Source organism: Caulobacter sp. FWC26, from assembly GCF_002742645.2.
GTDB lineage: Bacteria > Pseudomonadota > Alphaproteobacteria > Caulobacterales > Caulobacteraceae > Caulobacter.
In genome coordinates this window covers 2,311,442-2,336,648 of sequence record NZ_CP033875.1, presented here as the reverse complement: position 1 = coordinate 2,336,648, position 25,207 = coordinate 2,311,442, and the positions used below count along the sequence as shown (strand labels likewise).

Sequence of the window (25,207 nt, the reverse complement as noted above, 5' to 3'; positions counted from 1 at the left end):
TCTAGCGAGGAGAGCCACATGGCCGCCGCCGAAAAACCCGTTCTGTCGCGCTACCGCGATCGCATGGACAAGACCATCGCCGCCTTGAAGGAAGAGTTCGCCAGCCTGCGCACTGGTCGCGCCTCGGCCAGCCTTCTCGACCAGGTCATGGTCGAGGCTTATGGCTCCACGACGCCTCTCAACGCGGTGGCTTCGGTCAGCGTGCCCGAGCCGCGCCAGATCAACGTCAGCGTCTGGGATCGCGGCGTCGTCGTGTCCGTCGAAAAGGCCATCCGCGCTTCCGGTTTGGGCCTCAATCCGGTTGTGGAAGGGCAGAACCTGCGGATTCCGATTCCGCCGCTGACCGAGGAGCGCCGCAAGGACCTCCAGAAGATCGCCGGCAAATACGCCGAGCAGCAAAAGATCGCTGTGCGCAACGTCCGCCGCGACGCCAACGACGACCTCAAGAAGGCCGAGAAGGATGGCGCGATCGCTGAGGACGAGCGCAAGAAGATGGAAAACGAGGTCCAGAAGATCACCGATGACGCCATCAAGCGCATCGACGAGGCCTTGAAAATCAAGGAACAAGAGATCATGCAGGTCTAATCGCCCGCTTCGCGAGTTTGATGGGGAGCGACGAGGGAAGGTTGGAGCGAATGCCGGCGACCACCGGTCCGCAGGACGTTTTAGGGCGCGCCGAAAGGCCAGCGTCCGAGGCGCGTCTGCACGTGGCCATTATCATGGATGGCAACGGACGCTGGGCTAAGCGGCAGGGCCTTCCGCGCGTGCTGGGGCATCGCGCGGGCGTAAACGCCCTCAAGCGCACCGTCGAGGGCGCTCAGAGCCAGAATGTCGGTGTGCTGACGGTTTTCGGCTTCTCGACCGAGAACTGGCGTAGGCCCGCCCAAGAGGTCTCCGAGTTGATGGGGCTGCTGAAGGCTTACGTCGAGTCTGACCTGGAACGTCTGGCCAAGGCGGGTGTTCGCGTACGTATCATTGGTCGTCGTTCGGGTCTTTCCGCCGACATCGCCGAGGTGATCGAGCGCGCCGAGCGCCGGACGGCTCAGAACTCTGAGTTCGTGCTACAGGTCGCTTTCAACTATGGCGGCCGCGCCGATATCACCGACGCCGCCCGCGCGTTCGCCGAGCGCGTCGAGCGGGGCGAAGCCAAGGCCTCGGAATTGAACGAGGACGTTTTCGAGGGCCTGCTGTCGACGGCCGCTGCCCCGCCGCCTGACTTGATCGTTCGCACGAGCGGCGAACGTCGCCTTTCCAACTTCCTGCTTTGGGACTGCGCCTACGCCGAGCTGGTTTTCCAGGACGTGCTCTGGCCCGACTATGGCCCCGAAGCGCTCGCGGCGGCTATCGCTGAGTATCGAGGGCGGGACCGCCGTTATGGAGGGGTCGCCGCCGATGACGTCGCCGTCGCCGGCTAAGCGCTTCAACTGGGGCAATCTGCGGACGCGCGTGGTCTCGGCGACCGTGCTCGTGCCCACAGTCGTGGCCGCCGTGTGGCTGGGCGGCTACTGGTTCATGGCCTTGTCCCTGGTCTGCGTCGCTCTTCTGGCGCGCGAATGGGGCAAGATCAGCGCTCCCAAGGCGCCCAACGCCGTGGGCGCCGTAGTCGGCGTATTTTGCGCCTTGGCGGTGATCGCCGCCTTCCTGCAAGCCTTCCTGGTAGCCTGGGCCGTGGTGCTTGCCGGCTCATTCCTGGCCGGGTTGATCGCGCGCGGCGCGGTCGAGCGACGCGCGGACGCGGCCTATGGCGTGGTCTATATCGCGCCTGCGGTGATCGCTCTGGTCTGGGTGCGATCTTTGAGCGACGGCCTTGGCTGGACCCTTCTGCTCTTTGTGGTGACGTGGTTCGCTGACATCTTCGCCTATGTCACCGGGAGCATTTTCAAAGGGCCAAAGCTCTGGCCGCGAATCTCGCCCAACAAGACCTGGTCAGGCTTCGTCGGCGGGCTTGCGGCCGCCACGATCGGCGCTGTCGCTGTGGCCTGGTTGGCGGACCTGAAACTGATCTGGCCGGTCGCGGCGTTGATCGGCCTGCTCGGCGGCCTGGCCACCATGGCCGGCGACCTCTGGGAGTCCATGTTGAAGCGCCGGTTCGGCGTCAAGGACAGCGGCGACCTCATTCCCGGGCATGGCGGCCTTCTCGACCGTGTCGATGGACTGATGTTCGCGGCTATCGTTATCGCGGCCGTGAGGCTGGTCGATTATGTCGGATGGGCGCATTGACCTCGCCGCGCAAGGTGGTGGTGCTGGGCTCGACCGGATCGATCGGCCTTTCGACCCTGAGCCTCTTCGAGGAATCCGGCGCGTCGGTGGAAATCCTTGCGCTGACCGCTGGACGCAACGTCGAGAGACTGATTGCGCAGGCCCGGCGCTGGCGGCCCCGGGTCGCCGTGATCGAAGACTCCTCCCGACTTGAAGACCTGAGGTTAGGCCTGGCCGGGACGGGGGTTCAGGTGGCCGCAGGCGCAGAGGCCGTCCGCGAGGCTGCGGCCATGGGCGCGGACTGGGTGATGTCCGCCATTGTTGGCGCGGCAGGCCTTGCACCGACGGTGGCGGCCGCGCGCACCGGCGCGGTGATCGCGCTGGCGAACAAGGAGAGCCTCGTCTGCGCGGGGCCGGCGCTTCTGGCGATCGCCAAGGCGGCGGGAGGCTCGGTGATACCCGTGGACTCCGAGCATTCGGCCATTTTCCAGGTCTTGCAGCCGGCTTGCGTCGAGCGGGTTTCGCGCCTGATCCTGACCGCCTCTGGGGGACCGTTCAGGACATGGGACATGTCGGCCATGGCGCGGGCCACGCCCGAACAGGCCATCGCTCACCCGAATTGGTCTATGGGCGCCAAGATTTCGGTCGATTCCGCGACGATGATGAACAAGGGCCTTGAGATGATCGAGGCGTCATACCTGTTCGGAACGCCGGAAGAGCGCATCGACGTCGTGATCCATCCGCAGTCCGTCATTCATAGCCTTGTCGAGTATGTCGACGGCTCGACCTTGGCTCAACTGGGGCCGCCGGACATGCGGGCGCCGATCGCCTGCGCTTTTTCATGGCCTGATCGCCTGCCGTGGCCGGCGCCGCGCCTCGATCTCGCCGCGTACGGTCAGTTGACCTTCGAGTCGCCGGATGTTGCGCGTTTTCCCGCCATCGAAATCGCACGCGAAGCCCTAAGGCTGGGCGGGGGGGCGCCAGCGGCCATGAACGCCGCCAACGAAGTCGCCGTTGCGGCCTTCCTTGACCGGCGTATCGGGTTTCTCGATATTGCCGCCGCGGTGGCGGGGACCCTTGAGCGGATGAACAGCTTGGGCGATCTCGCTGTCGCAGACGACGAGGCTGTCGAGAACGCTATGTGGATCGACGCCTCTGCTCGCCGCATTGCGGCCGAGGTTGTCGCGCAGAAGCGTCTGCGGGCCTGACCGGGGAGAGTATTTTCGCGCGATGATCGGCTTTCTGATCATGCTTGTGTCTTTGGTGTTCGTGCTGTCCGTCGTCGTGACGGTGCACGAGCTCGGACACTTCTGGGCGGCGCGCGCCTGCGGCGTGGCGATCGACCGTTTCTCCATCGGTTTTGGGGCCCCGCTCATTTCCTGGCGGGACAAGACCGGCGTGGAATGGTGCATCGCCGCCTTGCCGCTTGGCGGCTATGTCCGTTTCGCCGGCGACGAGAACGCCGCGAGCGTTCCTGACCAGAACGACCTCGACGCGATGCGACGTGAAATCAGCCGCCGGGAGGGCGATGACGCGGTCAACCGCTACTTCCATTTCAAACCCGTTTGGCAACGCGCTTTCATCGCGGTCGCGGGACCGTTGGCGAACTTTGTTCTGGCAATCCTCGTTTTCGCCGTGATCCTTGTAGCGTTTGGCGCGCAGAAGACCTCCACCGCCGTCGGGGAGGTTGTCGCCGGAACGCCGGCCGCTGTTGCAGGCTTTAAGCCCGGCGACGTGATTCTGAAGGCGGACGACCGCCGCATTCGCTCCTTCCAGGACATTCAGGGCTATGTGGCCCTACGGGCGAACATGCCCATCGACTTCGCGGTCGAGCGGGAAGGGCGCACCGTGCATCTCACCGCGACGCCGCGCCTTGTGGAGCGTCAAAACGAAATCAGCGGCCGGGTAAAGGTCGGCGAATTGGGCCTGCGCAGCGCGCCTGGTGGTCGATTTGAGCGCTCATCGCTGCTGAGCGCCATTCCCGACGCGACGGTCGAGGTCTGGGATATGATCCGGACCATCGCGTTCTACCTCGGCCGGTTGCTTATGGGGCAACTGCCTGCCGACCAGATCAGTGGCATCATCGGCATTGGCCATACCGCCGGCGCCGTGACGAATGGCGTCGTGGAGCAGGCCCCCAATGGCAAGGCCCTGATGATCGGGCTGCTCTATTCTCAGTTCTGGCTGATCGCGAGCCTGTCGGTCAGCATCGGCTTCATGAACCTGCTGCCGATTCCTGTTCTCGATGGCGGTCATTTGGTGATGTACGCCTATGAAGCCGTGGCGAAGCGGCCTCTCCGGGCTGAATTCCAAGCCGCCGGCTTCCGCGCGGGGCTTGCCTTGATCCTGGGTTTCATGCTGTTCGCGGCGTGGAACGACCTAAACCGCTACGACGTGTTCAAATTCATCGGCGGACTGTTCACGTGAACGTCCGTCCTCCGTCCATGATTGGTCACATGAACAAACTTCGCGCCCAAAGCGCCGCGTTCGCCACGGGTATGGCGCTGCTTCTCGGCTCGACGGCCCTGGTGGCTCCGCATCAGGCCTTTGCTCAGGCCGCCCAGACGGGCGTGGTTCAGCGTATTCTGGTGCAAGGCAACGAGCGCATCGAGCAAGGGACGGTGCTGTCCTATTTGCCGATCCAGCCGGGCGACACCGTCGACTCGCAACGCCTTGACCTGGCGCTGAAGACCCTGGCGCGCACCGATCTCTTCGCCGACGTGAAGATCGAGATGCTCGGTGGCGATCTCGTCGTGAAAGTCGTCGAAAACCCGATCATCAATCAGGTTGTCTTTGAAGGGAATTCCTCCCTCAAGGAAGACAAGCTGAAGGACGAAGTGCAGATCCGCCCACGTGGCATCTTCACGCGCGCCAAGGTCCAAGCCGACGTTCAGCGGATCATCGAACTCTATCGCCGCTCGGGTCGGATTTCGGCCACCGTGACGCCTAAGGTCGTCGAACTGCCGCAGAAGCGCGTCGATCTGGTGTTCGAAATCAGTGAGGGCGCCAAAAGTGGCGTTCTGGGGATCAACTTCCTCGGCAATTCCGAGTTCTCGGACAACGACCTGCGTGACGTGATCGTCACGAAGGAGAGCCGCTGGTACAAGATCCTGACCAGCAACGATAACTACGACCCCGACCGGATCGAGTACGACCGCGAACAACTGCGCAAGCACTATCGAAATCGCGGCTATTTCGACTTCCGCGTCATCTCTTCGGTCGCCGAGTTGGCGCCGGACAAGAACGGCTTCGCCGTCACCTACACGCTTGAGGAAGGGCCGAAGTACAAGTTCGGCAAGATCACCGTCGAGACCGAACTAAAGAAGCTGGACGGCAACCTGCTGGCCCAGATTCTGCCCGTCCGCACCGGCCAGCTTTATGAAGACGAGCGCATCGAGCAGGCGACCGACGCCCTGACCTTCGCCGCCGGCGCGGCGGGCTTCGCGTTCGTGGACGTGCGCCCGCGCTATGTGCCCAACCGCGAGACCAAGACGGTCGACGTGGTGTTCCAGGTTCGCGAAGGGCCGCGCGTCTATGTCGATCGCATCGACATCGTCGGCAACACCCGCACGCTCGACTACGTGCTGCGTCGCGAGCTGGAAGTCGCCGAAGGCGACGCCTACAACCGCGTTCTGGTTGACCGCTCCAAGAACAACATTCGTCGCCTGGGCTTCTTCAAGGAAGTAGAGATCGAAGACGCGCCGGGCTCGGCGCCGGATCGCACCAGCCTGCGGGTCAAGGTCGAGGAACAACCGACCGGTGAACTGTCGTTCAGCGCCGGTTACAGCTCGATCGACAAGCTGGTGCTGGATGTGGGCATCACCGAGCGGAACTTCCGCGGGCGCGGCCAGAACCTTCGCGCGCGGGCGTCCGTGGGCTCGCTGCGTCAGCAGATCGATTTCGGCTTCAGCGAGCCGCGCTTCCTGGGTCGCAATCTGGTCGCGGGCCTGAACCTCTACACCTTCCGCTACGACCTTTCGCAGTACGCGGCCTACGACACCAAGTCGGTTGGCGGCGATGTGCGCTTCGGCTTCCCGCTGACCAACGACTCGTCGATGAGCCTGCGCTACACGATCCGTCAGGACGAGGTGAGCGTCGCCGACAGTCTCTGCACCAGTGGTTCTGTCTCGCAAATCCTCTGCCTGCAGCGCGGCGCTTACATCACCTCGCTGATCGGCTACGGCCTGCGCATCGACAAGCGCAACGACCCGATCAACCCGACCCGCGGCTGGTTCGCGGACCTCAACCAGGACCTTGCGGGCCTGGGCGGCGACGTGAAGTACCTCAAGACCGAAGCCGACGCCGGTTGGTATTGGGGCTTCACCAAGGATCTCGTGTTCAGCGCCACCGGTTCGTTCGGCTACATCGAAGGCTGGGGTGGCGACAACGTTCGGATCAACGACCGCTTCTATCGTGGCGGCACGTCGTTCCGCGGCTTCGAGATCGCGGGTATTGGCCCGCGCGACATCTCCAGCTCATACAACTCGATGGGCGCCAAACTCTACGCGATCAGCACTTTCGAGCTGACGGTCCCGACCTTCCTGCCCGAGCAGTACGGCATCAAGGCCGCCCTGTTCAGCGACGTCGGCACCGCCGGTTTGCTGGATGATGTGGATCGCCAGAAGTCGCCCGGCGTCTTCGACCCGAACATTCGCGATAACCTGGGCCTGCGTGCTTCGGCGGGTATCTCGATCGACTGGAAATCCCCCATGGGCCCCATTCGCTTCGATATCAGCCGCATTTTGGCCAAGGAAAGCTACGACCGAACCGAAACGTTCCGGTTCTCCACCTCCACAAGGTTCCAATAAACATGTCCAAGTTCCTGTCCGCGGCCGCTGCCAGCGTTGTCGCCCTCGCTATCGCGACCAGCGCCTCGGCCCAGACGGCTCCCGCCGCCGCTCCTGCGGCTCCGGCCGTCACGCACGGTCCGGCGATCCCGGGCGTCTGCATCTTCTCGGGCGCGCGCGCCATCGGCAGCTCGCAGGTCGGCAAGGCCGTCGACGCGCGTCTGAAGACGATCATCCAGCAAGTGAACGCCGAACTGACCGGCGAACGCACCGCGCTGGACAATGAAGCCAAGGCTCTGGACGCCAAGAAGGCGACCATCGCTCAGGACGCTCTCGAACAGCAGGCCGCTACCCTGCAAGCCAAGGCCAATGCCTGGCAGCGCAAGGGCCAACTGCGCCAGAAGGAAGTCGAGGCGACTGAGCAAAAGGCTCTGGCGCGCGTCTATTCGGAGCTGAACACGCCGATCCAACAGGTCTATCAGGCGCAGAAGTGCAGCGTTCTGCTGGACCGTGAGTCCGTGATGCTGGCCAACCCGGCCATGGACATCACTGACGCCGTGGTCGCCGCCCTGGACGCTCGTATCAAGACCCTGACCTTCGACCGCGAACGTCTGGACCAGCAGGTCCCGGGCGCGGCCGCGCTGCAACCGACCAACAAGTAAGCGAATCGTCCCTCTTGGGTTTACCAAGGGAGACTCTTTCGCCGTGAGGAAACATGCCGGACCCGCGTTTCTTTGACAGCCTGGGTCCGGCTTCGCTTTCTGACCTGGCCCAGGCCGGCGCTGCGGAGCTCGCGGACGCCAGCTTGGGACACAGGCTTATCGCCGCCGCCGCGCCGCTCGACACGGCGGACGCTCAGGCGGTCACCTTCTTCTCTGACGCCAAGCGTAAGTCGTTCGCTGCGGTCACCCGCGCGGGCGCGTGTTTCGTGCGTCCGGAGCATAAGGACTTCCTGCCGGCGACCTGTGCGGCCTTGGTGACCGCACGTCCGCAAGCCGCGTGGGCTGCAGCGGCCAATCGACTTCACGCGCCGCGGCGACACGAGCCTGGGTCTCCGCTCGTTCATCCTGACGCGACGCTTGAACCCGGGGTCTTGCTGTCCACGAACGTGACCGTCGGCCAAGGCGCCCGGATCGGACGTGGGACATATATCGGTCCCGGCGCGGTGATCGGTCCTGGCGTCCTGATCGGCCGTGATTGCTTGATCGGCGCCAATGCAGTGATCGGTTTTGCACTCGTGGGCGATGGTGTCCGCATCTCGGCCGGCGCGGTCATCGGGGAAGCGGGCTTCGGCGCCGCGCTAGGTCCACGTGGCATGGTGGATCTGCCCCAGTTGGGACGGGTCGTCATCCAGGACAATGTGACGATCGGCGCCAATAGCTGCGTCGACCGGGGCGCATTCGCCGATACGTCCATCGGCGAGAACACCAAGATCGACAATCTCGTCCACGTCGCGCACAACGTCCGTATCGGGCGCAATTGTGTGTTGGCGGCCTATACCGGAATTTCCGGAAGCACGGTCATCGGCGACGGCGTCGCCTTTGGCGGCAAGGCTGGGGTTGCGGACCATTTGAATATCGGCTCGGGCGCGAGCATCGGGGCCTCCGCCTCGGTGTTCAAGAACGTGCCGGAAGGTGAAACTTGGACGGGCTTTCCGGCGCGGCCGCTCAAGCGGTGGCTTCGGGAGACCGCATGGCTGTCGCGCATGGCTGGCGGCCGAGGGACGAGGGGCTGAGTATGGGCGACAACGCCGAGCAAGCGGTGCAGACCGATATCGACATCGCGGAAATCCTGGCGCGTATCCCTCACCGCTATCCGTTCCTGCTCGTCGATCGCGCCGAGGACTACAACCCCCATCAGTCGATCGTCGGCATCAAGTGCGTGACGGTGAACGAGCCCTTCTTCCAGGGGCATTTCCCGGGCAACCCGGTGATGCCCGGCGTACTGATCATCGAGGCCCTGGCTCAGACCGGCGCGGTGCTGATGAGCAAGTCGCTCGAGGTCGACACCGAGGGCAAGACGATCTTCTTCATGTCGGTCGACAACGCCCGCTTCCGTAATCCCGTGCGGCCCGGCGACGTGATCCGCATGGAGGTCGAAGTCCTGCGAGCGCGTTCGTCGATCTTCAAGTTCAAGGGCGTGGCCAAGGTCGGCGACAAGGTGGCCGCCGAGGCCGAGTTCGCCGCCATGGTCGTCGATACGGGGCCCAAGGCATGAGCATTCATCCCACCGCCATCGTCGCGCCGGAGGCCAAGCTGGCTCCTGATGTCGAGATCGGGCCCTACAGCATCGTTGGCCCCGATGTGACGCTGTCAGCGGGCGTGCGTCTGCTTTCTCACGTGGTGGTGGAGGGGGCGACCACCCTTGGCGAGGGCTGTGTTGTCCACCCCTTCGCCAACCTCGGCGGCCCGCCGCAGCACCTGGGGCACAAGGGCGAGCGGACCGAGCTCATTATTGGGCCGCGGAACATCATTCGCGAGCACGTGACCATGCATACCGGCACGGCGTCGGGGAAGGGCGTGACGACGATCGGTTCCGACGGCCTTTACATGGTCGGCTCACACGTGGCGCACGACTGCACGGTTGGGGATTTCGTCGTCCTGGCCAAGGGCGCAACCCTGGGCGGGCACGTGGCGATCGGTGACTATGTGTTCATGGGCGGCCTGGCCGCAGCGCACCAGTTCTCCCGGATCGGCCGCTACAGCTTCATCGGCGGCCTCGCCGCCGTGACCAAGGATGTCATCCCATACGGTTCGGTTTGGGGGAACCACGCCCACTTGGAAGGCCTCAATCTCGTCGGTCTCAAGCGACGCGGTTTCCCGCGCGAGACGATCAACGCGCTGCGCGCCGCCTATCGCCTGATGTTCGCGGATGAAGGCACGTTCCAGGAGCGGCTCGACGACGTGGCCGAGATTCATGCCGCCAACGCCGAGGTGATGGAGATCGTCGACTTCATCCGCGCCGACGCCAATCGTCCGCTCTGCCTGCCGGAGCGGGAAGTCTAGAGTTTCGCTGATGCGCAAATTGGGCCTGATCGCCGGCGGCGGGGCGCTTCCTGTCGAACTGGCGTCTCATTGCGAGGCCGCTGGACGCGCCTTTTCCGTGATGCGCTTGCGCTCGTTCGCGGACCCGGCGCTGAGTCGCTATCCTGGGGTCGAGGTCGGCCTTGGCGAGTTCGGAAAGATCTTCAAGGCGCTTCGCGCAGAGGGCTGCGGCGTTGTTTGCTTCGCCGGCAATGTCAGTCGCCCGGACTTCTCGGCGCTGATGCCCGACGCTCGGGGCGTGAAAGTACTGCCCAGCCTGATCGTCGCCGCGCGGCGAGGCGATGACGCGCTGCTGCGACGGGTGCTCGACGAGTTCGAGAAGGAAGGCTTCGAGATCGAAGGCGCGCACGAGGTGATGGGGGAAATGACCTTGCCGCGGGGGCGCTTGGGCAAGGTCTCTCCAGCGCCCGAGCATATGGCGGATATCGACAAGGCGCTGATGGTCGCCCGCGAGATCGGCCGTCTCGACATAGGGCAGGGCGCGGTCGTCTGCGAGGGCCTCGTCCTTGCCGTGGAAGCCCAGGAGGGCACCGACGCGATGCTGCGGCGTGTGGCTGAGCTGCCGGAGGCGATCCGTGGACGGGCTGAACGACGTCTTGGTGTGCTGGCCAAGGCGCCCAAACCCATCCAGGAAACGCGCGTCGACCTTCCGACGATCGGTGTGGCCACGATCCAGCGCGCCGCTCGCGCGGGGCTCGCGGGCGTTGTGGGCGAAACCGGGCGCTTGCTGGTCGTCGATCGAGAGGCGGTGATCGCGGCCGCCGATGATCTGGGCGTCTTCGTCTTGGGGGTCGATCCGCAGGAGCAGCCATGACCGATGCAGGCAAAGCGCCTCTGAAAGTCATGCTGGTCGCTGCGGAGGCTTCGGGCGACGCTCTTGGAGCGGGCTTGGCGCGTGCGCTGCGGACGCGGCTCGGTGATGATGTCACCTTCGTCGGCGTCGGCGGTGCGAAGATGGCTGAACAGGGCGTCGAGAGCCCGTTCGACATCGCTCAGCTTTCGATCCTGGGCATTCTGGAGAGCCTCAAGGCTTATCCTCGCGCCATGGCGCGCCTGAAGGACACCGTAGCCTTGGCGGCGCGGGAGAAGCCAGATGTGGCGGTGCTCATCGACAGTTGGGGCTTCAACATTCGTCTGGCAAAGGCGCTGCGCAAGCTTGATCCTGACCTACCGCTTGTGAAGTACGTCGCGCCGCAGGTCTGGGCCTATGGTGAACGTCGCGCGCAGTCACTGGCCAAGGCTGTAGATCTGCTGCTGTCGATCCAGCCGATGGACAAGCCCTATTTCGACGCGACGGGGCTCAAGAACGTTTTCGTCGGCAATTCCGCGCTCGCCAAGCGGTTCGACCAGGCCGACCCGGCTCGCCTCCGCGCGGCGATCGGAGCGGCGATGTCCGACCCGATCCTGCTGGTCCTTCCCGGCAGTCGGCCCTCGGAGATCCAGCGCGTGATGCCGGCGTTCGAGGACGCCGTTCAGCGGCTCAAGCGCGATCGTCCGGCGCTGCAGGTTGTAGTGCCGGCTGCCTATACCGTGGCGGAGGCGGTGAAGGCCCAGGTGGCCGGATGGCCGTTCCGCGCCCACGTCGTCGAAGACGAAGCCCTCAAGGATGACGCGTTCGTCGCCGCCGATGTCGCCCTGGCCTGTAGCGGCACGGTGACGACGGAACTGGCGCTCGCGGGACGACCTATGGTGGTCGGCTACAAGACCAGCGCCGTGACCTACGCGATCGTCAAGCGGCTGATGAAGCCGCGCTGGATCACACTCTTCAACATCGCCGCCGGCAAGGCCATCGCGCCGGAGCTGATCCAGGCGGCCTGCGAAGGTGAAGGCTTGGCGCGGGAAGTCGCTGCGCGCCTGGATGATCCCAAGTTGCGTGCGCGGCAGGTGGCCGAGCAGTATGCGGCGCTCGATCGGATGGGGCGAGGGATGCCTGATCCCTCTGAGGCGGCCGCCGACGTCGTGTTGGATTTCCTACGTGCGAGACGCCGCGCGTCAGTCTGAGTGCTTGTCGAAGCTCGCCGAGGGTTAATCGCTGGTTTACGCTCGGGCAGCTAGGCTCCAATAAGCTGTCGCCTTGGAGTCGTTGTCGTGGCTATAGACCCGACCACGCCCGTGAGCCCGATCCTTCCAACCCCTTCGGCTGGAATCCCGCCCGATTCGAGCGCGGTTCTAACGGCGTTGGCGCGCCAGGCCCTAGCCAATACGACAGCGCAATTGGGTAACCTAGCCGGCCAAGCTGCTGTCCCGGTCCAGAACGCTAAAGGCAAAGTCGAGCAGGCTGGCCAGGCTGCAACGCAGGACACGGAGCACGCCGCTGACGCCCCAAGCCCGAAGTTCAGTGCGCCGACGGGCGCCGCGCCGGCTGCTCGAAGCCCGCCAGAAGCCCGCCTGGCCCAGGCCATAAGGCTGGCGACCGCCGAGGCCGTGCCTCGACAGGCGGGCATTGCGCCGCTTATGGCGGACCTCCGCGCGGTCTTGCTGCAGCCAGATACCCCCGCCGAAGTTCGAGACGCCAGCCGGGCATTGCTCGCAGCGACGCCAACCATCTCGGACATCACCACAGGGGCGGGATTGCGGCGCGCCGTGGAACGCTCCGGCGTGCTGCTGGAAGCCCGGCTGGCGAAGTCGCCATCGTCGTCGGTGGACGCGCCGGCGCGGATCCCTGTTGCCGATGGGGACCTCAAGGCGGCGCTCCTGGTGTTTCGCGGCGCGCTTTCGGCTTGGCTAGGGCGCATCGAAAACGCGCCAGCCGGCCTAGTCATAGGAACTGTGCAAGACCCCGTCTCAAGTGGCGCCGAGGCGGACGGCGCAACCATGCGCGAAGCCCCCGCCGGGAGAGCGACCGCAGACCGTGAGGGGATGTCCTTGGGTTCGTCTGGGCGCGGGCAGGCAACCCCATCGACGCCCGCGCTCCGCTCCTTGAGTGCGCCCTCGCCAAGCTCGGGTGCGATGAGCTCGCCGCCGTCGCAGCCCAGGGCGCTGGCGATCCCTCAGAACGCCCAAGCGATGGACTTGCCTTCTGGGTCGCCGCCTCCGACGGAGTCGTCAGCTCCCAACACTCAAACATCGTCCTCGGCTCGGCAGCAGGCGCCGAACCTCCAAAACCGCCCTGAGAGCGCGTCCGCCGAACTCGAGGCAAGGTTTGGCGCGTTTGTCGCGCCCATGCGATCTGGCCCAGAGCGGTCGTCATCGCCGGCCGCGCCCAGTAAGGCGACGCTTCCGTCATTGATCCAGGTTGAACATCTGGGTGAGGAGGCTTCGGCAGGAGATCCAATGCCGGCCCGGGAACGTCCGCTGACGACACGAGCCTATGCCCCTTCGGTCTTTGAGGACCGTGCAAAGACGCCGCCGCCCCCCTATGCTGGCGGCCCTATGGCGGGGCAAAAGCCCGCTGAGGCGCCAGTGACCTTGGGCGCTACGCCGGAGGACATGGCGCGTAGCCTGCTCAAGAAAGCCCATGCCGCCATCGCGCGACAGGATTTGATGCAGATCGCCTCACTGCCCGAGTCCGCACCTCAGGACCGCGAGCAGGCCGATACGCGCGCGCCGGGGGCGACGAGTGCGAAGTTGAACCTCGACCTACCTTTCGTGACGCCGCAAGGCGTCGCCGTGGCGCAGTTCGAGATCAGTCGCGATGGCGGAGGCTCTGGCGGCGGCGCGACCTCGGCGGGAGAACGGACCTACAAGGCGCGCTTTTCGATCGATCTTGAGCCGCTCGGGCCAGTCCATGCCCTCGTGACGCTGACCGGCGCTCGCGCTCGTGTCTCGCTCTGGGCGGAACGTGCCGAGACGATCTCACGCTTGAGAGCCGGCGAGGAGGCCCTGGGGGCGGCGCTTCGCCAGGCCGAACTCAGCCCCGAAGTCGCGGTCCACTCGGGCGCGCCATTGGCACAAAGCGCCAATCCGCTCGGCCATTTCGTGGATCAGGCCTCATGAGCGGGATTTCCGGCCCTTCGGCCAAGCCCCGTATCGCCGTCGCGCTTCTCTACGAAGAGCCCAACGCGCCAAAGGTCGTCGCCTCGGGTCAGGGGTGGGTTGGGGAGAAGATCATCGAGACGGCCCGCGAGCACGGCGTGCCGATCGAGGAAGACCCGGTGCTGGCGCAGGCGCTGTCGACCATTGAGATCGATGAAGAGATTCCCGAAGCGCTTTATCGCGCTGTGGCCGAGGTGCTGAGCTTCCTTCTCAAGCGCTGAACGAAAAAGGCCCCGCCGAAGCGGGGCCTGATCCTGAATGCAGCGCTTAGCGCTTCTCGACCGGGACGTAATCGCGCTGCGTGGCGCCCGTGTAGAGCTGACGGGGACGGCCGATCTTGCGGGTCGGGTCCTCGAACATCTCCTTCCACTGGCTGATCCACCCCACGGTGCGGGCCAGGGCGAACAGCACGGTGAACATGTTGGTCGGGAAGCCCATCGCGCGCAGGGTGATGCCCGAATAGAAGTCGATGTTCGGGTACAGCTTGCGATCGACGAAGTAGGGGTCGTTCAGGGCGACCTTTTCCAGTTCCTGGGCGACCTGCAGCAGCGGGTCGTTGTTGTGGCCCAGTTCGGCCAGAACTTCGTGCGCGGTCTTCTGCATGACCTTCGCGCGCGGGTCGAAGTTCTTGTACACGCGGTGGCCGAAGCCCATCAGCTTGTACTTCCGGTCCTTCACGCCCTGGACGTAGTCCTTGATGTTGTCGACCGAACCGATGGTCTCCAGCATCTCCAGCGCTTCCTGGTTGGCGCCGCCGTGCGACGGGCCCCAAAGGCAGGCGATGCCGGCGGCGATACAGGCGAACGGGTGCGCGCCTGATGAGCCGGCCAGGCGGACGGTCGAGGTCGAGGCGTTTTGCTCGTGGTCGGCGTGCAGGATGAAGATCCGGTCCATGGCGCGGGTCAGCACCGGGTTCGGCTTCCAGTCCTCGGCCGGCACGGCGAAGCACATGCGCAGGAAGTTTTCCGAGTACGACAGATCGTTGCGCGGCGACACGAACGGCTGGCCGACCGTGTACTTGTAGGCGCGGGCGGCGATCGTCGGCATCTTGGCGATCAGGCGATGGGCGCTGATCTCACGCTCACGCGCGTCGTCGACGTTGATGCTGTCCGAGTAGAAGGCCGACAGGGCGCCGACAGCGCCGGTCATGACCGCCATCGGGTGGGCGTCGCGGCGGAAGCCCTCGAAGAAGCGGTCGAACTGGGCGTGCAACATCGTGTGGTAGGTGATGTTGCGCTCGAACTTGGCGAACTCGTCGGCCTTGGGCAGCTCGCCGTTCAGCAGCAGGTAGCAGACCTCGAGGAACGAGGACTTCTCGGCCAACTGGTCGATCGGATAGCCGCGGTGCAGCAGAATGCCCGCGTCGCCGTCGATATAGGTGATCTTGCTCTCGCACGAGGCCGTGGAGGTGAAGCCCGGATCGAACGTGAAGTGATCGCTCTCACCGTAGATCTTGCGGACGTCGATGACGTCCGGACCCGTGCTGCCCTTGAGGATCGGCAGCTCATAGCTCTTGTCGCCGATCGTCAGCGTGGCTTTATCGGTCATCCGTAGACCCCTTCATTATTGGGACGGGCAGTCCAATTTTCGCTTTTCGCGGGTGCGTTATAGCGCCTCATGCGCGAGGCGCCAGCGCGTCGTCAAGACGGCCAATCGCCTCATCGCGGGAGAGAGCCGCCATGGTCTTGTTCAGGTCAGGCGCGGGCGCGCCGCCAGTGAGGATCCCGCGCAACGCCGGACCAAACTTGCCGAAGCCGACGCCCTCGGATTCCGCGAATGATTTCAATACGGCTTCCAGGGTTGCGGCATCGAAAGCCGGCGCGGCGGCCAGCTGGTCGCGCAGTCGCTTCAGCCGCTCGACCGTTTCCTCGGTCAGCTGCTTTTGGGTTTTCTCTTCCAGCGCCAATGGCCGTGTCTTCAGCGCGAATGCGCAGTGATCGACCAGTTCGAGGATCGTCTTGGCGCCTTCCTTGACCTCCGGAACCGTCCGCGCGATGCGCTCGGCCGCGTCGGCGGGCAGTGACTCGCCTCGCTTTTCCGCCGCCGCCAAGGCCAGCGCCGTCAGACGGGCGTCGTCGGCCTTGCGCAGATGCTGAGCATTGGTGTGGTTCAGCTTGGCCCAGTCGAGGCGCGCCGGAGCTTTCACGACATCGGCCACGTCGAACCAGCTGATCGCCTGCTCGTCGGTGAAGACCTCGTCGTCGCCATGACCCCAGCCCAGGCGGGCGAGATAGTTGCGCATCCCTTCCGGGATGTAGCCGAGGTCGGCGAACTCGCCCACGGCCTGGGCGCCGTGGCGCTTTGAGAGCTTGGCGCCGTCCGGCCCGTGGATCAGCGGGATGTGCGCGAAGGCCGGAACGGTCCAGTCCATCGCCTGATAGATCAGGGTCTGACGGGCGGCGTTATTCAGGTGGTCGTCGCCCCGGATGACGTGGGTGACGCCCATATCGTGATCGTCGACCACGACCGCGAGGTTGTAGGTCGGCGCGCCGTCCGCGCGGAGCAGGACAAGGTCGTCCAGCTCGATGTTCTTGAAGGTGACGGGGCCCTTGACCAGGTCATTGACTACGGTCTCGCCGTCCAGCGGTCCTTTGAAACGGATCACATGCGGCGCGGAGAGATCGCCCTCGGGCGCGTCGCGCCAGGGTGAGCGGATCGCGCGGCCTTCGGCGCGGGCCTTCTCGCGTGCGACTTCGAGTTCCTCGACGGTCATCCAGCAGCGATAGGCGCGGCCCTTGGCCAACAGCTCGTGCACCACCTCGACGTGACGCGGCGCGCGGGTGTGCTGGAAGATCACCTCGTCGTCGGACTTCAGGCCCAACCAGTCCAGGCCCTCGAAGATCGCGGCCACGGCGGCCTCGGTCGAGCGCTCGCGATCGGTGTCCTCGACGCGAATTAGGAACTTCCCTCCCGTATGACGTGCATATAACCAGTTAAACAGCGCCGTACGAGCGCCGCCGATATGCAGGAAACCGGTGGGCGAGGGGGCGAAGCGCGTGACGACGCCGGTGGGAGTGGGGTTCGACATGGACTTCAAGGCTGCAGGACAGGGCGCCGAGACGGCGGCGGAAACCAATCACCGCGAAGCGGCGCGGGCGAGGCGTCTTAGCACGCCGCTTCGCACGGGGCCTAGCGCTTTTCCGCAGCGCAGTAAGGCCAAGGCGACGAGAAAAAAGACAACGGTTTCCGCGTGTTAGTAGATTTCGTTGATGAAGGCGCATCGCCTGCTGCGCCCAAAGGCTCCATCATGGGTCGGTTAGGGGGCATCGCACGCGTCGAGGGCGCGGACAATCTCGACCGCCACTTCCTTTGGACGCCGGTCGCGTTTGGACTTGGCGCGGCGGCCTATCTTGAAGCAGGCGTCGAGCCGCGCGCCTGGGCGCTGGCGGGTTTGGCTATACTCCTGGGACTGGCATGGTGGGCGGGGCGGCGATGGAACGCCCCCGCCGCCGTCGTCGTTGGCCTCAGTCTACTGGCCTCGGGCGGGGCGGGAACCTTTGCAGCCAAGCTTCGAAGTGATCGGGTCGCCGCGCCCGTCATTGCCGGTGAAAGGGGTGTCAGGCGCGTCGAGGGCTTCGTCGTAGACGTGGTCAGTCCCGGCGCGGGCGGACGGCGGCTGTTGATTGCGCCGGTCAGCATATCGGGCCTGACGTCGGATCAGACCCCGCGTCGGATCCGGGTCACGATCGGCGAGAACCTGATACCCGCGCCGGGGCGGGCGATCCGCGTTCGGGCCATGCTTGGGCCGCCGCCGCCGCCCGCCGCGCCTGGAGCTTACGATTTCGCGCGCGACGCATGGTTTGATTCCATCGGCGCCGTGGGGTTTACGATCGGCGAGATCGATCCGGTCAGCCTGGACCCGCCGCCGATGCGGCTAAGGCTCGCGATGGCGGTCAATGCATTCCGCTGGAGCCTGGCGCAGAGGTTACACGCCCGGATGGGGCCGACCAGCGGGGGTGTCGGTGCGGCGATGGTCACCGGTCATGAGGCTTGGATCACCGAAACCCAGACGGAAGCCATGCGTGCGTCAGGTCTGGCGCACATTCTCTCCATATCGGGACTGCACATGGCGATCGTCGGCGGCTTCGTGTTCATGGCCGTTCGGCTCGGGGTCGCCGCGTGGCCCTGGCTGGCGCTACGTGCGCCCGGGAAGAAGATCGCCGCGAGCGCCGGCTTGATCGCCGTGATCGGCTACCTCGTCGTTTCGGGCGCGCCGCCGCCGGCCGAGCGGGCCGCCATCACCGCGAGCGTGGCGTTTCTGGCGATCCTCTTCGATCGGCGCGCGATCACGCTGCATGGCCTGGCGTTGGCGGCCCTCTTCATTCTGCTGCTCAAGCCGGAAACCGCCGGTGAGCCGGGGTTCCAGATGTCGTTCGCCGCAACCGCCGCGCTGGTGGCGTTGGCCGAAGCGTGGCCACGGCCGGTGCGTGAGATCTCGACGCCGTGGTGGATCCGCGTCCCGCAGGCCATGGTCGCCTGGCTGGCGGCCAGTGTCGCCGCCAGTCTCGTCGCAGGACTGGCCACCGCGCCGTTCGCGATGCAGCATTTCAACCGGGTCGCGGTCTGGGGGCTGCCCGCCAACCTCGCCGTCGCGCCGTTGTCCTCGTTCGTGATCATGCCGTTCCTGGCCATCGGCGCCGTCCTGGAGCCCATCGGACTAGGAGGGCCGCTTCTAGCCCTGGCCGGCTGGGGCGTAGACGCAATGCTGGCGGTGGCCAACGCCTTCGCCAACGCGCACGGTGCGCAGCAGGTGGTGGCCAGCGCGCCGCCGCAGGTCCTAGTCGTGGCGTTCCTGGGTTTGATGATCCTGTGCCTGTGGAAAGGAAGACTGCGCTGGATCGGCGCGCCTCTGGCGCTGTCGGTCGCGCTGTGGCCCAGACCTGCGCCGCCGGACGCCTGGATCGCCGCCGACGGCGCCACTGCCGCAGTGCGGTCAGGCGACGCGGCTGTGCTGCTCCGGACCGACGCCAAGCGCTTTGGCGCGGAGCTTTGGGCAAGACGCAGGGGGCTGGAGCCGGCCGCCTGGCGTCTCTACGTCTGCGATCGCCGCGTCTGCGCGCCGGGTTTGGGGGCGCCCGTGCGTCTGGCTTTGGCCTGGTCGCGCAAGACGCCCGACGCCGAGACCCTCTCCGGGTTGTGCGTTCGGAGCGAAATCGTGGTCATACGAGGACCTGCGCCGGTGCGAGCGCCGCCGCTTTGCGCCGAGACCGTGCTGCTGACCGGCGAGGATTTCGCGCGCTTGGGAGCAGCTGAGCTCTATAGACGTCCCGACGGCTGGCGGATCGTCTGGGCCCAGCCGCTACGTGGCCAGCGGCCCTGGAGCGCCCTGCTGACACGCGATGTCACGCAGCGGGATTAGAAACGGGCGCCGCCCCGTCTGCGGGACCACGAGGAGCGCCATCATGTCCACCGCCTTCACCGCCCGCCGCGCAGCCTTCCGCGCCCTGCATTTGGAGGGATGTTTCGTTCTTCCTAATCCCTGGGACGCGGGAAGCGCCAAGCGGCTCAAGACGTTGGGGTTCAAGGCTTTGGCCTCGACCAGCGCTGGCATGGCCTGTTCCTTGGGCAAGGACGATGGCCAGGTGACGCGCGACGAGGTGATCGCCCACCTGGCGATGCTTTGCGCGGCCACGGATCTGCCGGTGAACGCCGATTTCGAGAACGGCTTTGGCGAGACGTCGGACGAGGTGGCCGAGAGCGTTTCGCTGGCTGTCGCGACCGGGATCGCGGGCCTATCGATTGAGGACTGGTCGGGGGCGGCGCTCTACGACGTTCCCGTCGCTGTCGAGCGGCTCAAGGCGGCGCGCGCGGCTATCGACGCCAGTGGCCAGGATGTGATGCTGGTCGGCCGGACCGAGGGCTATCTTCGCGGCCGTCGCGATCTGGGACCGGCCTTGGAGCGTCTCAAGGCCTATGCCGACGCTGGTGCGGACTGCCTCTACGCGCCTGCGGTCAGTGATCCAAAGGAGATCGAAGCCATCGTTCGAGCGGTCGCTCCCAAGCCCGTCAACGTGCTGCTGTGGGGTTCGGACATGAAGGTCGAGAACCTGGCGGCGTTGGGCGTGCGCCGAGTCAGCAGCGGCGGCGCGCTGGCGGGCGCCGCTTGGGCTGGTTTCGACGCTATGGCTGAACGGCTGGCGCGCGAAGGGCGACTGACGTCTGTTAGCTAAAGCGAGACGGTGAACGCGAAAAAGGCCCTGATCCCGCTTGAGGATCAGGGCCTTGGGCTTCAGTGGCCCCTAGCGACCTTAGTGATAGCGCCGGATCAGGCCGACCAGCTTGCCCTGAACTTCGACCTGGTCGGGCCCGAAAATGCGGGTCTCGTATTTCGGGTTCGCGGCCTCCAGAGCGATCGAGCCGCCCTTCTTGCGCAAGCGCTTCAGGGTGGCTTCCTCACCAACCAACGCGACGACAATCTCGCCCGACGTCGCGGTGTCGCCCTTTTTTATGATGACATAGTCGCCATCGAGGATTCCGGCCTCGATCATCGAGTCGCCCTGAACCTCCAGAACATAGTGTTCACCGCCGCCCAGCATAGACTCCGGCACCGGCAGCCGCTCGCGTTCGTGCTGGATCGCATCGATCGGCGTACCCGCAGCGATCCGGCCCAGGATTGGCAGTTCGCGGCTGTCGTTGGCTGGCGCGGCGGCGCTCGCGGCTTGCGCTGGAGCGCCGCCGCCCTCGAAGACCTGCGGACGGAACGCGCCACGCCCCTTGGGCGGCGCGGCGGTCGTCGCCTGCTGAGGCAACTTCACCACCTCCAGCGCGCGGGCGCGGTGAGCAAGCCGGCGGATAAACCCACGCTCTTCCAGGGCGGTGATGAGGCGATGGATGCCCGACTTGGACGCCAGGTCCAGAGCCTCCTTCATCTCGTCGAACGACGGGGAGACGCCGGTCTCCTTGATCCGCTCGTGAATGAACATCAGCAGTTCGTGCTGCTTGCGCGTGAGCATATCGGCCTCGGGTGGAGCGCGGAACAAACCGCAAACCTTGCGAATGTTCTCCTGGTGTTCCGCGATAATGTCAAGTCGAGGTTCGTTAACGCGGGAAACACGCTCAATTTCAGAGGCTTAGCAAAAGTTGAGGCTAAAAGGTCTGAAGAATCAAAAGCTTAATAAAATCTTTCAGGTGCATTTGCGGGCGATGATGATGTCCTGGTCTTGGAGGGGCTCCCGCCGCCAGACTCCCAGCGCTTGGTTCAGAATGTCGAGGCCCAGCGCCTCATACTGGTCTCGCACAGCCTGAAGGTCATAGCCGATGACCGCCTCGGGCAAGTCTGGCGTCGCAGTCCAGCACCCGTCCAGAGCATGGGCGAAGTCAAAGGCCGCGCGACCCTCGCTGGCGTTGGCGCGCGCCTCGTCGTCGATCAGGTACCACGAGATGATGCTGACGCCGCCGGGCCTCAGCACCCGCGTGATCTCGCGCGCGAACTGCGCCTGGTCGGCCGCCAGCAGGTGGGTGAAGACCGAACCGAGCCAGACATAGTCAAAGCTCGCGTCGGGATAGGGGAAGACATATGCGCTGGCCGGCTGGGTTCCGCCGGGGTTGTAGCGGTCGCTGTGCATGTCGGCGTGGAGGAACTCGAATCGCGGATCTCCGACCGCGATGTTGGCGCGGCACCAGTCGATGGCCTCCGCCATCACGTCAAAACCCGCGTAGCGGCCGTTCTCATCCAAATAGTCGACAAGCGGCGCCGCGGCGCGGCCGATCCCGCAACCGACGTCCAGAAGGGCGTGATGGGGCTTTAGGCCAGCGTCCAGGAAGAGAGACTTGAATCCCTGGCCTACCCGGACGAAGTCGGCGTCGGCGGCGCCGACCAGATGCCAAAGTTCTCTTGGCGCGCTTACCGATCCGGTGTCGTCGCTCGCGCTTTGGTCGGACGGAGATGAGACGCGAGCAAACGGTCGCAGCCGGCGCCAAGCGCGCTTGATCGGCGACGGCGCCAGGGCTTTCAACGAGGTCAGTAAGGCGCGCATCCGATTCTCCTGTCAGTCCCGGCGCTCGTCTTATAGATCCGTGGCGTCCGTTAGGCGTCCGACGCCGTGTCCAGATCGTCGAACCGCGTGGCCAACTCAGGGAACTTCGGGGTGCAGCTCTGGTAGAAGCTGGCGATCCGGCGCATGTCGGCGGCGTAGTCGCCGGTCGGATAGATCGCGGGGCCCAGGCCCACGACCTTTCGCTGGTAGTCCATCATCCCCAGCACCATCGGGACCTTGGCGCCCATGGCGATGTGATAGAAGCCCGTCTTCCATTGCCGCGCCTTACCGCGCGTGCCCTCGGGCGCGATCGTCAGCATGAAGGTGTCTCGACGGCCGAATTCTTCGACCATGGCCCTGACCATGTCCTTGGAGCGCTCGCGGTCGAGGGGGATGCCACCCAGGTCCCGCATCATCTGATCGAATGGCGCCTTGAACAGCGAGGCCTTGCCGATGAAGCTGAGATCAAGGTTCAAGGCGTCGGCTGCGCCGACGAAGTAGACAAAGTCCCAATTGCTGGTGTGGGGCGCAGCGATGACGACGAATTTTCGCGTCTCGGGCGGCGCGCCCTCGATCTTCCAGCCCTGCAGCTTGAAGTTCGTGGCCAGAGCCCATTTCACGACTCGCGCGAGCCAGTTCATGTCCGTTTCCTCATCCGCGTTCTCGGCGCGGCGACGGGGGGAGGATGGAGCTGCTTCGCCGTCCGACGCCAGCGCCTTGAAAGCCCGTTTCGGGTTTATCCGATCAGGGCGCGGGTCGCGGCCGTGACATCCGCATGACGCATAAGGCTCTCGCCGACCAGCATGGCCTTCGCGCCGGTTGCCTCCATGCGAACGACGTCCTGGTGGGTGAAGACGCCGCTCTCGGTGACCAGAAGCGCGTCTTTCGGCGCGTGGGCCGCCAAGCGTTCGGTCACCGCCAGATCGACGACGAAGCTTTTCAGGTCGCGATTGTTGATCCCCACGAGGTCGGCGTCGAGCGCGCCGGCGCGCGCCATCTCCGCTTCGTCATGCACCTCCACCAGGGCGTCCATGCCCAGGCGGCGGGCCTCGGCCATCAGCTCGGCCGCCAAGACATCGTCGATCATCGCCAGGATGACCAGGATAGCGTCGGCGCCCAGCGCCCGGCTTTCGGCCACCTGCCAGGGGTCGACCAGGAAGTCCTTGCGGATGCAGGGCAGGGCGGTCGCGGCGCGGGCGGCGACCAGATAGTCGTCCGCGCCCTGGAAGCTGGGGCCATCCGTCAGCACCGAAAGGCAAGCCGCGCCACCGGCCTCGTAGGCCTGCGCCAGGATCGGCGGATCGAAGTCTTCCCGGATCAGGCCTTTCGACGGAGAGGCCTTCTTGATCTCGGCGATCAGCGAGAGCTTTCCAGGACTGTGACAGGCCTGAAGCGCGGCCTTGAACCCGCGCGGGGCAGAAGCCGCCCTTGCAGCAGCGTCCACCTCGGTTTGCGACCGCGCGGCCTTGCGGCCCGCCACGTCGTCGCGCTTGTAGGCGGCGATCTTCGCCAGAATGTCGGTCACGCGGGAACTTCCGTATGGGTGGCGGCAACCAGGCCGGCGAGGGCGGCCTTGGCGCGCCCGTTATCGATGACCTCGCCCGCCAAGCCGATCCCCTCCGCCAGGGTCTCGACCTTGTCGGCGACGAGGAACGCGGCGGCGGCGTTGAGGAGGACGATGTCGCGGTAAGGACCCTTCTCGCCATCGAACAAGCGCGCCAGCGCCGCCGCGTTGAAGGCAGGATCGCCGCCTGTCAGGTCCGCGAGTGAGGCGCGCGGCAGACCCACGGCTTCGGGCGTGATCTTGAACAGACGAACCGCCCCATCGCGCCATTCGGCGACCTCGGTCTCACCCGTCGTCGTCAGTTCGTCCATGCCGGAGCCGTGCACGGACCAGGCGCGTTCTGCCCCGAGCGCACCCAGCGCCTTGGCGATTGGTTCGACGAAGCGCGGGGCCGGGACTCCCACGACTTGCCGCTTCGCGCCAGCCGGGTTGGTGAGCGGCCCAAGCAGGTTGAAGATGGTGCGGAAGCCCAGTTGCTGACGGATCGGCGAGACGTGCTTCATCGCGCCGTGGTGAGCCTGGGCGAACAGGAAGCAAATGCCCGCCTCGTCCAGCGCCTTGCGCTGTTGCTCGCGCGTGGCGTCGATGTTGACGCCGAGGGCGCTCAACACGTCAGCGGTGCCCGATTTCGAGGTGATCGCCCTGTTGCCGTGCTTGGCGACCTTCAGACCGCCACCGGCGGCCACGAAGCCCACGGCGGTCGAAATATTCAGCGTGTGCAGGCCATCGCCGCCGGTCCCGCAGACATCGATGACGTCATAGGGGTGCTCGAGCTGCTCCGCAGCGCGGCGCATCGCGCGGGCGCAGGCCGCGATTTCGCCCACGGTTTCGCCGCGCAGGCGGATGGCGGTCACCGCCGCGGCGACTTGCGCCGGCGTTGGCTCGCCCCGCAGGCAGGCGGCGAAGAACAGTTCGGCGTCGTTGTCGTCGAGGGTTTGACCATCGGCGAGCTTGGCCAGCAGCGGTTTGAAGGCGTCGGACATCGGAAAGCCTAGACCCAGATCGCCGCGTCGCGCTTGACGCCGGCCAGATCCATGAAGTTGGCCAGCATCTGATGGCCGCCCTCCGTGGCGATCGACTCGGGATGGAATTGGACGCCGAAGATCGGACGGGTCTTGTGCTGCACGCCCATGATCTCGCCGTCATCGGTCCAGGCGGTGACCTCCAGGTCGGCCGGAAGATCTTCGCGGCGCACGGCGAGGCTGTGATAGCGGGTGGCTGTGAAGGGGTTCGGAAGGCCCTTGAAGATGCCCTTGTCGTTATGGCGGACCTTGCTGACCTTGCCGTGCATGACGGCCTTGGCGCGGATGACCTCGCCGCCGAAGGCCTGACCGATGGCCTGGTGGCCCAGGCAGACGCCCAGGATCGGCAGGTCTACGGGCGCGGCTTCCAGCAGCGGGAGGCAGATGCCGGCCTGGTCGGGCGCCTTCGGCCCCGGCGAGAGCAGCACAGCGGCCGGCTGAAGGCCCAGCGCCTCGGTGACGGTCAACGCGTCGTTGCGATAGACGGTCGTGTCTGCGCCCAGCTCGTTCAGATAGTGGACGAGATTGTAGGTGAAGCTGTCGTAGTTATCGATGACGAGGATCATGACGCCGCCTTTCGAGGTGCGGTTCTAGAGCGCGTTAGGCGAAAGCGTAAGCGGTTTCGCGGCTCGAACGTGCT

The 25,207-nt window shown here is 65.6% G+C and carries 24 protein-coding genes; 16 read left to right on the top strand and 8 right to left on the bottom strand.

The window, feature by feature from the left end:
- The first annotated feature begins 18 nt into the window (after positions 1-18).
- The 14 genes from frr (at position 19) to CSW63_RS12580 (ending at position 14,226) form a co-directional block, all read left to right on the top strand.
- Positions 19-585 carry a ribosome recycling factor gene (gene frr / locus CSW63_RS12645; protein WP_062093349.1) on the top strand — a complete coding sequence of 189 codons (567 nt, stop codon included), beginning with the start codon at positions 19-21 and terminating at the stop codon, positions 583-585.
- 50 nt (positions 586-635) lie between these two features.
- Complete coding sequence (uppS, locus tag CSW63_RS12640; protein ID WP_062093348.1) at positions 636-1,415, top strand: polyprenyl diphosphate synthase; 780 nt, start codon at positions 636-638, stop codon at positions 1,413-1,415.
- Entirely contained in the window at positions 1,375-2,220 is an 846-nt protein-coding gene (locus tag CSW63_RS12635; RefSeq protein ID WP_082749278.1) for a phosphatidate cytidylyltransferase, read from the top strand. The genes uppS and CSW63_RS12635 overlap by 41 nt, the downstream gene beginning before the upstream one ends.
- On the top strand, positions 2,208-3,407 hold the full coding sequence (locus CSW63_RS12630) for a 1-deoxy-D-xylulose-5-phosphate reductoisomerase (RefSeq protein WP_062093347.1): 1,200 nt from the start codon (positions 2,208-2,210) through the stop codon (positions 3,405-3,407). The genes CSW63_RS12635 and CSW63_RS12630 overlap by 13 nt, the downstream gene beginning before the upstream one ends.
- A 22-nt stretch (positions 3,408-3,429) precedes the next feature.
- Positions 3,430-4,626 carry an RIP metalloprotease gene (locus CSW63_RS12625; RefSeq protein WP_062093346.1) on the top strand — a complete coding sequence of 399 codons (1,197 nt, stop codon included), beginning with the start codon at positions 3,430-3,432 and terminating at the stop codon, positions 4,624-4,626.
- Positions 4,627-4,643: 17 nt separating this feature from the next.
- Positions 4,644-7,007: an outer membrane protein assembly factor BamA gene (gene bamA, locus CSW63_RS12620; RefSeq protein WP_062093345.1), complete on the top strand. Its 2,364-nt coding sequence runs from the start codon at positions 4,644-4,646 to the stop codon at positions 7,005-7,007.
- 2 nt (positions 7,008-7,009) lie between these two features.
- The gene (locus tag CSW63_RS12615; RefSeq protein ID WP_062093344.1) at positions 7,010-7,648 is read left to right on the top strand and encodes an OmpH family outer membrane protein; all 639 of its coding nucleotides are present in this window, start codon (positions 7,010-7,012) and stop codon (positions 7,646-7,648) included.
- 53 nt (positions 7,649-7,701) lie between these two features.
- Positions 7,702-8,721, top strand: a complete 1,020-nt coding sequence (lpxD, locus tag CSW63_RS12610; protein WP_062093343.1) for a UDP-3-O-(3-hydroxymyristoyl)glucosamine N-acyltransferase — start codon at positions 7,702-7,704, stop codon at positions 8,719-8,721.
- A 2-nt stretch (positions 8,722-8,723) separates the two neighbouring features.
- Positions 8,724-9,203: a 3-hydroxyacyl-ACP dehydratase FabZ gene (fabZ, locus tag CSW63_RS12605; RefSeq protein ID WP_062093342.1), complete on the top strand. Its 480-nt coding sequence runs from the start codon at positions 8,724-8,726 to the stop codon at positions 9,201-9,203.
- Positions 9,200-9,991 carry an acyl-ACP--UDP-N-acetylglucosamine O-acyltransferase gene (lpxA, locus tag CSW63_RS12600; RefSeq protein ID WP_062093341.1) on the top strand — a complete coding sequence of 264 codons (792 nt, stop codon included), beginning with the start codon at positions 9,200-9,202 and terminating at the stop codon, positions 9,989-9,991. Before fabZ ends, lpxA begins: the two co-directional genes overlap by 4 nt.
- A gap of 10 nt (positions 9,992-10,001) precedes the next feature.
- Positions 10,002-10,844: an LpxI family protein gene (locus CSW63_RS12595; RefSeq protein ID WP_062093340.1), complete on the top strand. Its 843-nt coding sequence runs from the start codon at positions 10,002-10,004 to the stop codon at positions 10,842-10,844.
- Positions 10,841-12,031 carry a lipid-A-disaccharide synthase gene (gene lpxB / locus CSW63_RS12590; RefSeq protein ID WP_062093339.1) on the top strand — a complete coding sequence of 397 codons (1,191 nt, stop codon included), beginning with the start codon at positions 10,841-10,843 and terminating at the stop codon, positions 12,029-12,031. The genes CSW63_RS12595 and lpxB overlap by 4 nt, the downstream gene beginning before the upstream one ends.
- Before the next feature lie 1,272 nt (positions 12,032-13,303).
- The gene (locus CSW63_RS23790) at positions 13,304-13,966 is read left to right on the top strand and encodes a flagellar hook-length control protein FliK (RefSeq protein ID WP_246842017.1); all 663 of its coding nucleotides are present in this window, start codon (positions 13,304-13,306) and stop codon (positions 13,964-13,966) included.
- A complete protein-coding gene (locus tag CSW63_RS12580; protein WP_062093337.1) occupies positions 13,963-14,226 on the top strand; it encodes an EscU/YscU/HrcU family type III secretion system export apparatus switch protein in 264 nt (87 codons plus the stop codon). The genes CSW63_RS23790 and CSW63_RS12580 overlap by 4 nt, the downstream gene beginning before the upstream one ends.
- Positions 14,227-14,272: 46 nt before the next feature.
- On the opposite strand, the gene gltA is transcribed toward CSW63_RS12580, so the two are convergent.
- Together gltA and gltX are read right to left on the bottom strand one after the other, a co-directional pair.
- Positions 14,273-15,553 (bottom strand): citrate synthase, encoded by a 1,281-nt coding sequence (gene gltA / locus CSW63_RS12575; protein ID WP_062093336.1) that lies wholly within the window; start codon positions 15,551-15,553, stop codon positions 14,273-14,275.
- Between the two features lie 67 nt (positions 15,554-15,620).
- Entirely contained in the window at positions 15,621-17,033 is a 1,413-nt protein-coding gene (gltX, locus tag CSW63_RS12570) for a glutamate--tRNA ligase (RefSeq protein ID WP_099503517.1), read from the bottom strand.
- Positions 17,034-17,252: 219 nt separating this feature from the next.
- Here gltX and CSW63_RS12565 point away from each other — a divergent pair, with 219 nt between their 5' ends.
- On the top strand, positions 17,253-19,364 hold the full coding sequence (locus CSW63_RS12565) for a ComEC/Rec2 family competence protein (RefSeq protein ID WP_062093334.1): 2,112 nt from the start codon (positions 17,253-17,255) through the stop codon (positions 19,362-19,364).
- Positions 19,365-19,407: 43 nt separating this feature from the next.
- On the top strand, positions 19,408-20,175 hold the full coding sequence (locus CSW63_RS12560) for an isocitrate lyase/phosphoenolpyruvate mutase family protein (RefSeq protein ID WP_062093333.1): 768 nt from the start codon (positions 19,408-19,410) through the stop codon (positions 20,173-20,175).
- Between the two features lie 78 nt (positions 20,176-20,253).
- On the opposite strand, the gene lexA is transcribed toward CSW63_RS12560, so the two are convergent.
- From lexA to CSW63_RS12530, 6 genes are all read right to left on the bottom strand, one after another.
- On the bottom strand, positions 20,254-20,958 hold the full coding sequence (lexA, locus tag CSW63_RS12555; RefSeq protein ID WP_062093332.1) for a transcriptional repressor LexA: 705 nt from the start codon (positions 20,956-20,958) through the stop codon (positions 20,254-20,256).
- 171 nt (positions 20,959-21,129) lie between these two features.
- On the bottom strand, positions 21,130-21,981 hold the full coding sequence (locus CSW63_RS12550) for a class I SAM-dependent methyltransferase (protein ID WP_062093331.1): 852 nt from the start codon (positions 21,979-21,981) through the stop codon (positions 21,130-21,132).
- Positions 21,982-22,031: 50 nt separating this feature from the next.
- Positions 22,032-22,622 (bottom strand): lysophospholipid acyltransferase family protein, encoded by a 591-nt coding sequence (locus CSW63_RS12545; RefSeq protein WP_062093330.1) that lies wholly within the window; start codon positions 22,620-22,622, stop codon positions 22,032-22,034.
- Positions 22,623-22,717: 95 nt separating this feature from the next.
- A complete protein-coding gene (gene trpC / locus CSW63_RS12540; RefSeq protein WP_062093329.1) occupies positions 22,718-23,506 on the bottom strand; it encodes an indole-3-glycerol phosphate synthase TrpC in 789 nt (262 codons plus the stop codon).
- A complete protein-coding gene (gene trpD / locus CSW63_RS12535) occupies positions 23,503-24,528 on the bottom strand; it encodes an anthranilate phosphoribosyltransferase (RefSeq protein WP_062093328.1) in 1,026 nt (341 codons plus the stop codon). Before trpD ends, trpC begins: the two co-directional genes overlap by 4 nt.
- An 8-nt stretch (positions 24,529-24,536) precedes the next feature.
- On the bottom strand, positions 24,537-25,133 hold the full coding sequence (locus CSW63_RS12530) for an aminodeoxychorismate/anthranilate synthase component II (protein WP_062093327.1): 597 nt from the start codon (positions 25,131-25,133) through the stop codon (positions 24,537-24,539).
- Positions 25,134-25,207: the final 74 nt, after the last annotated feature.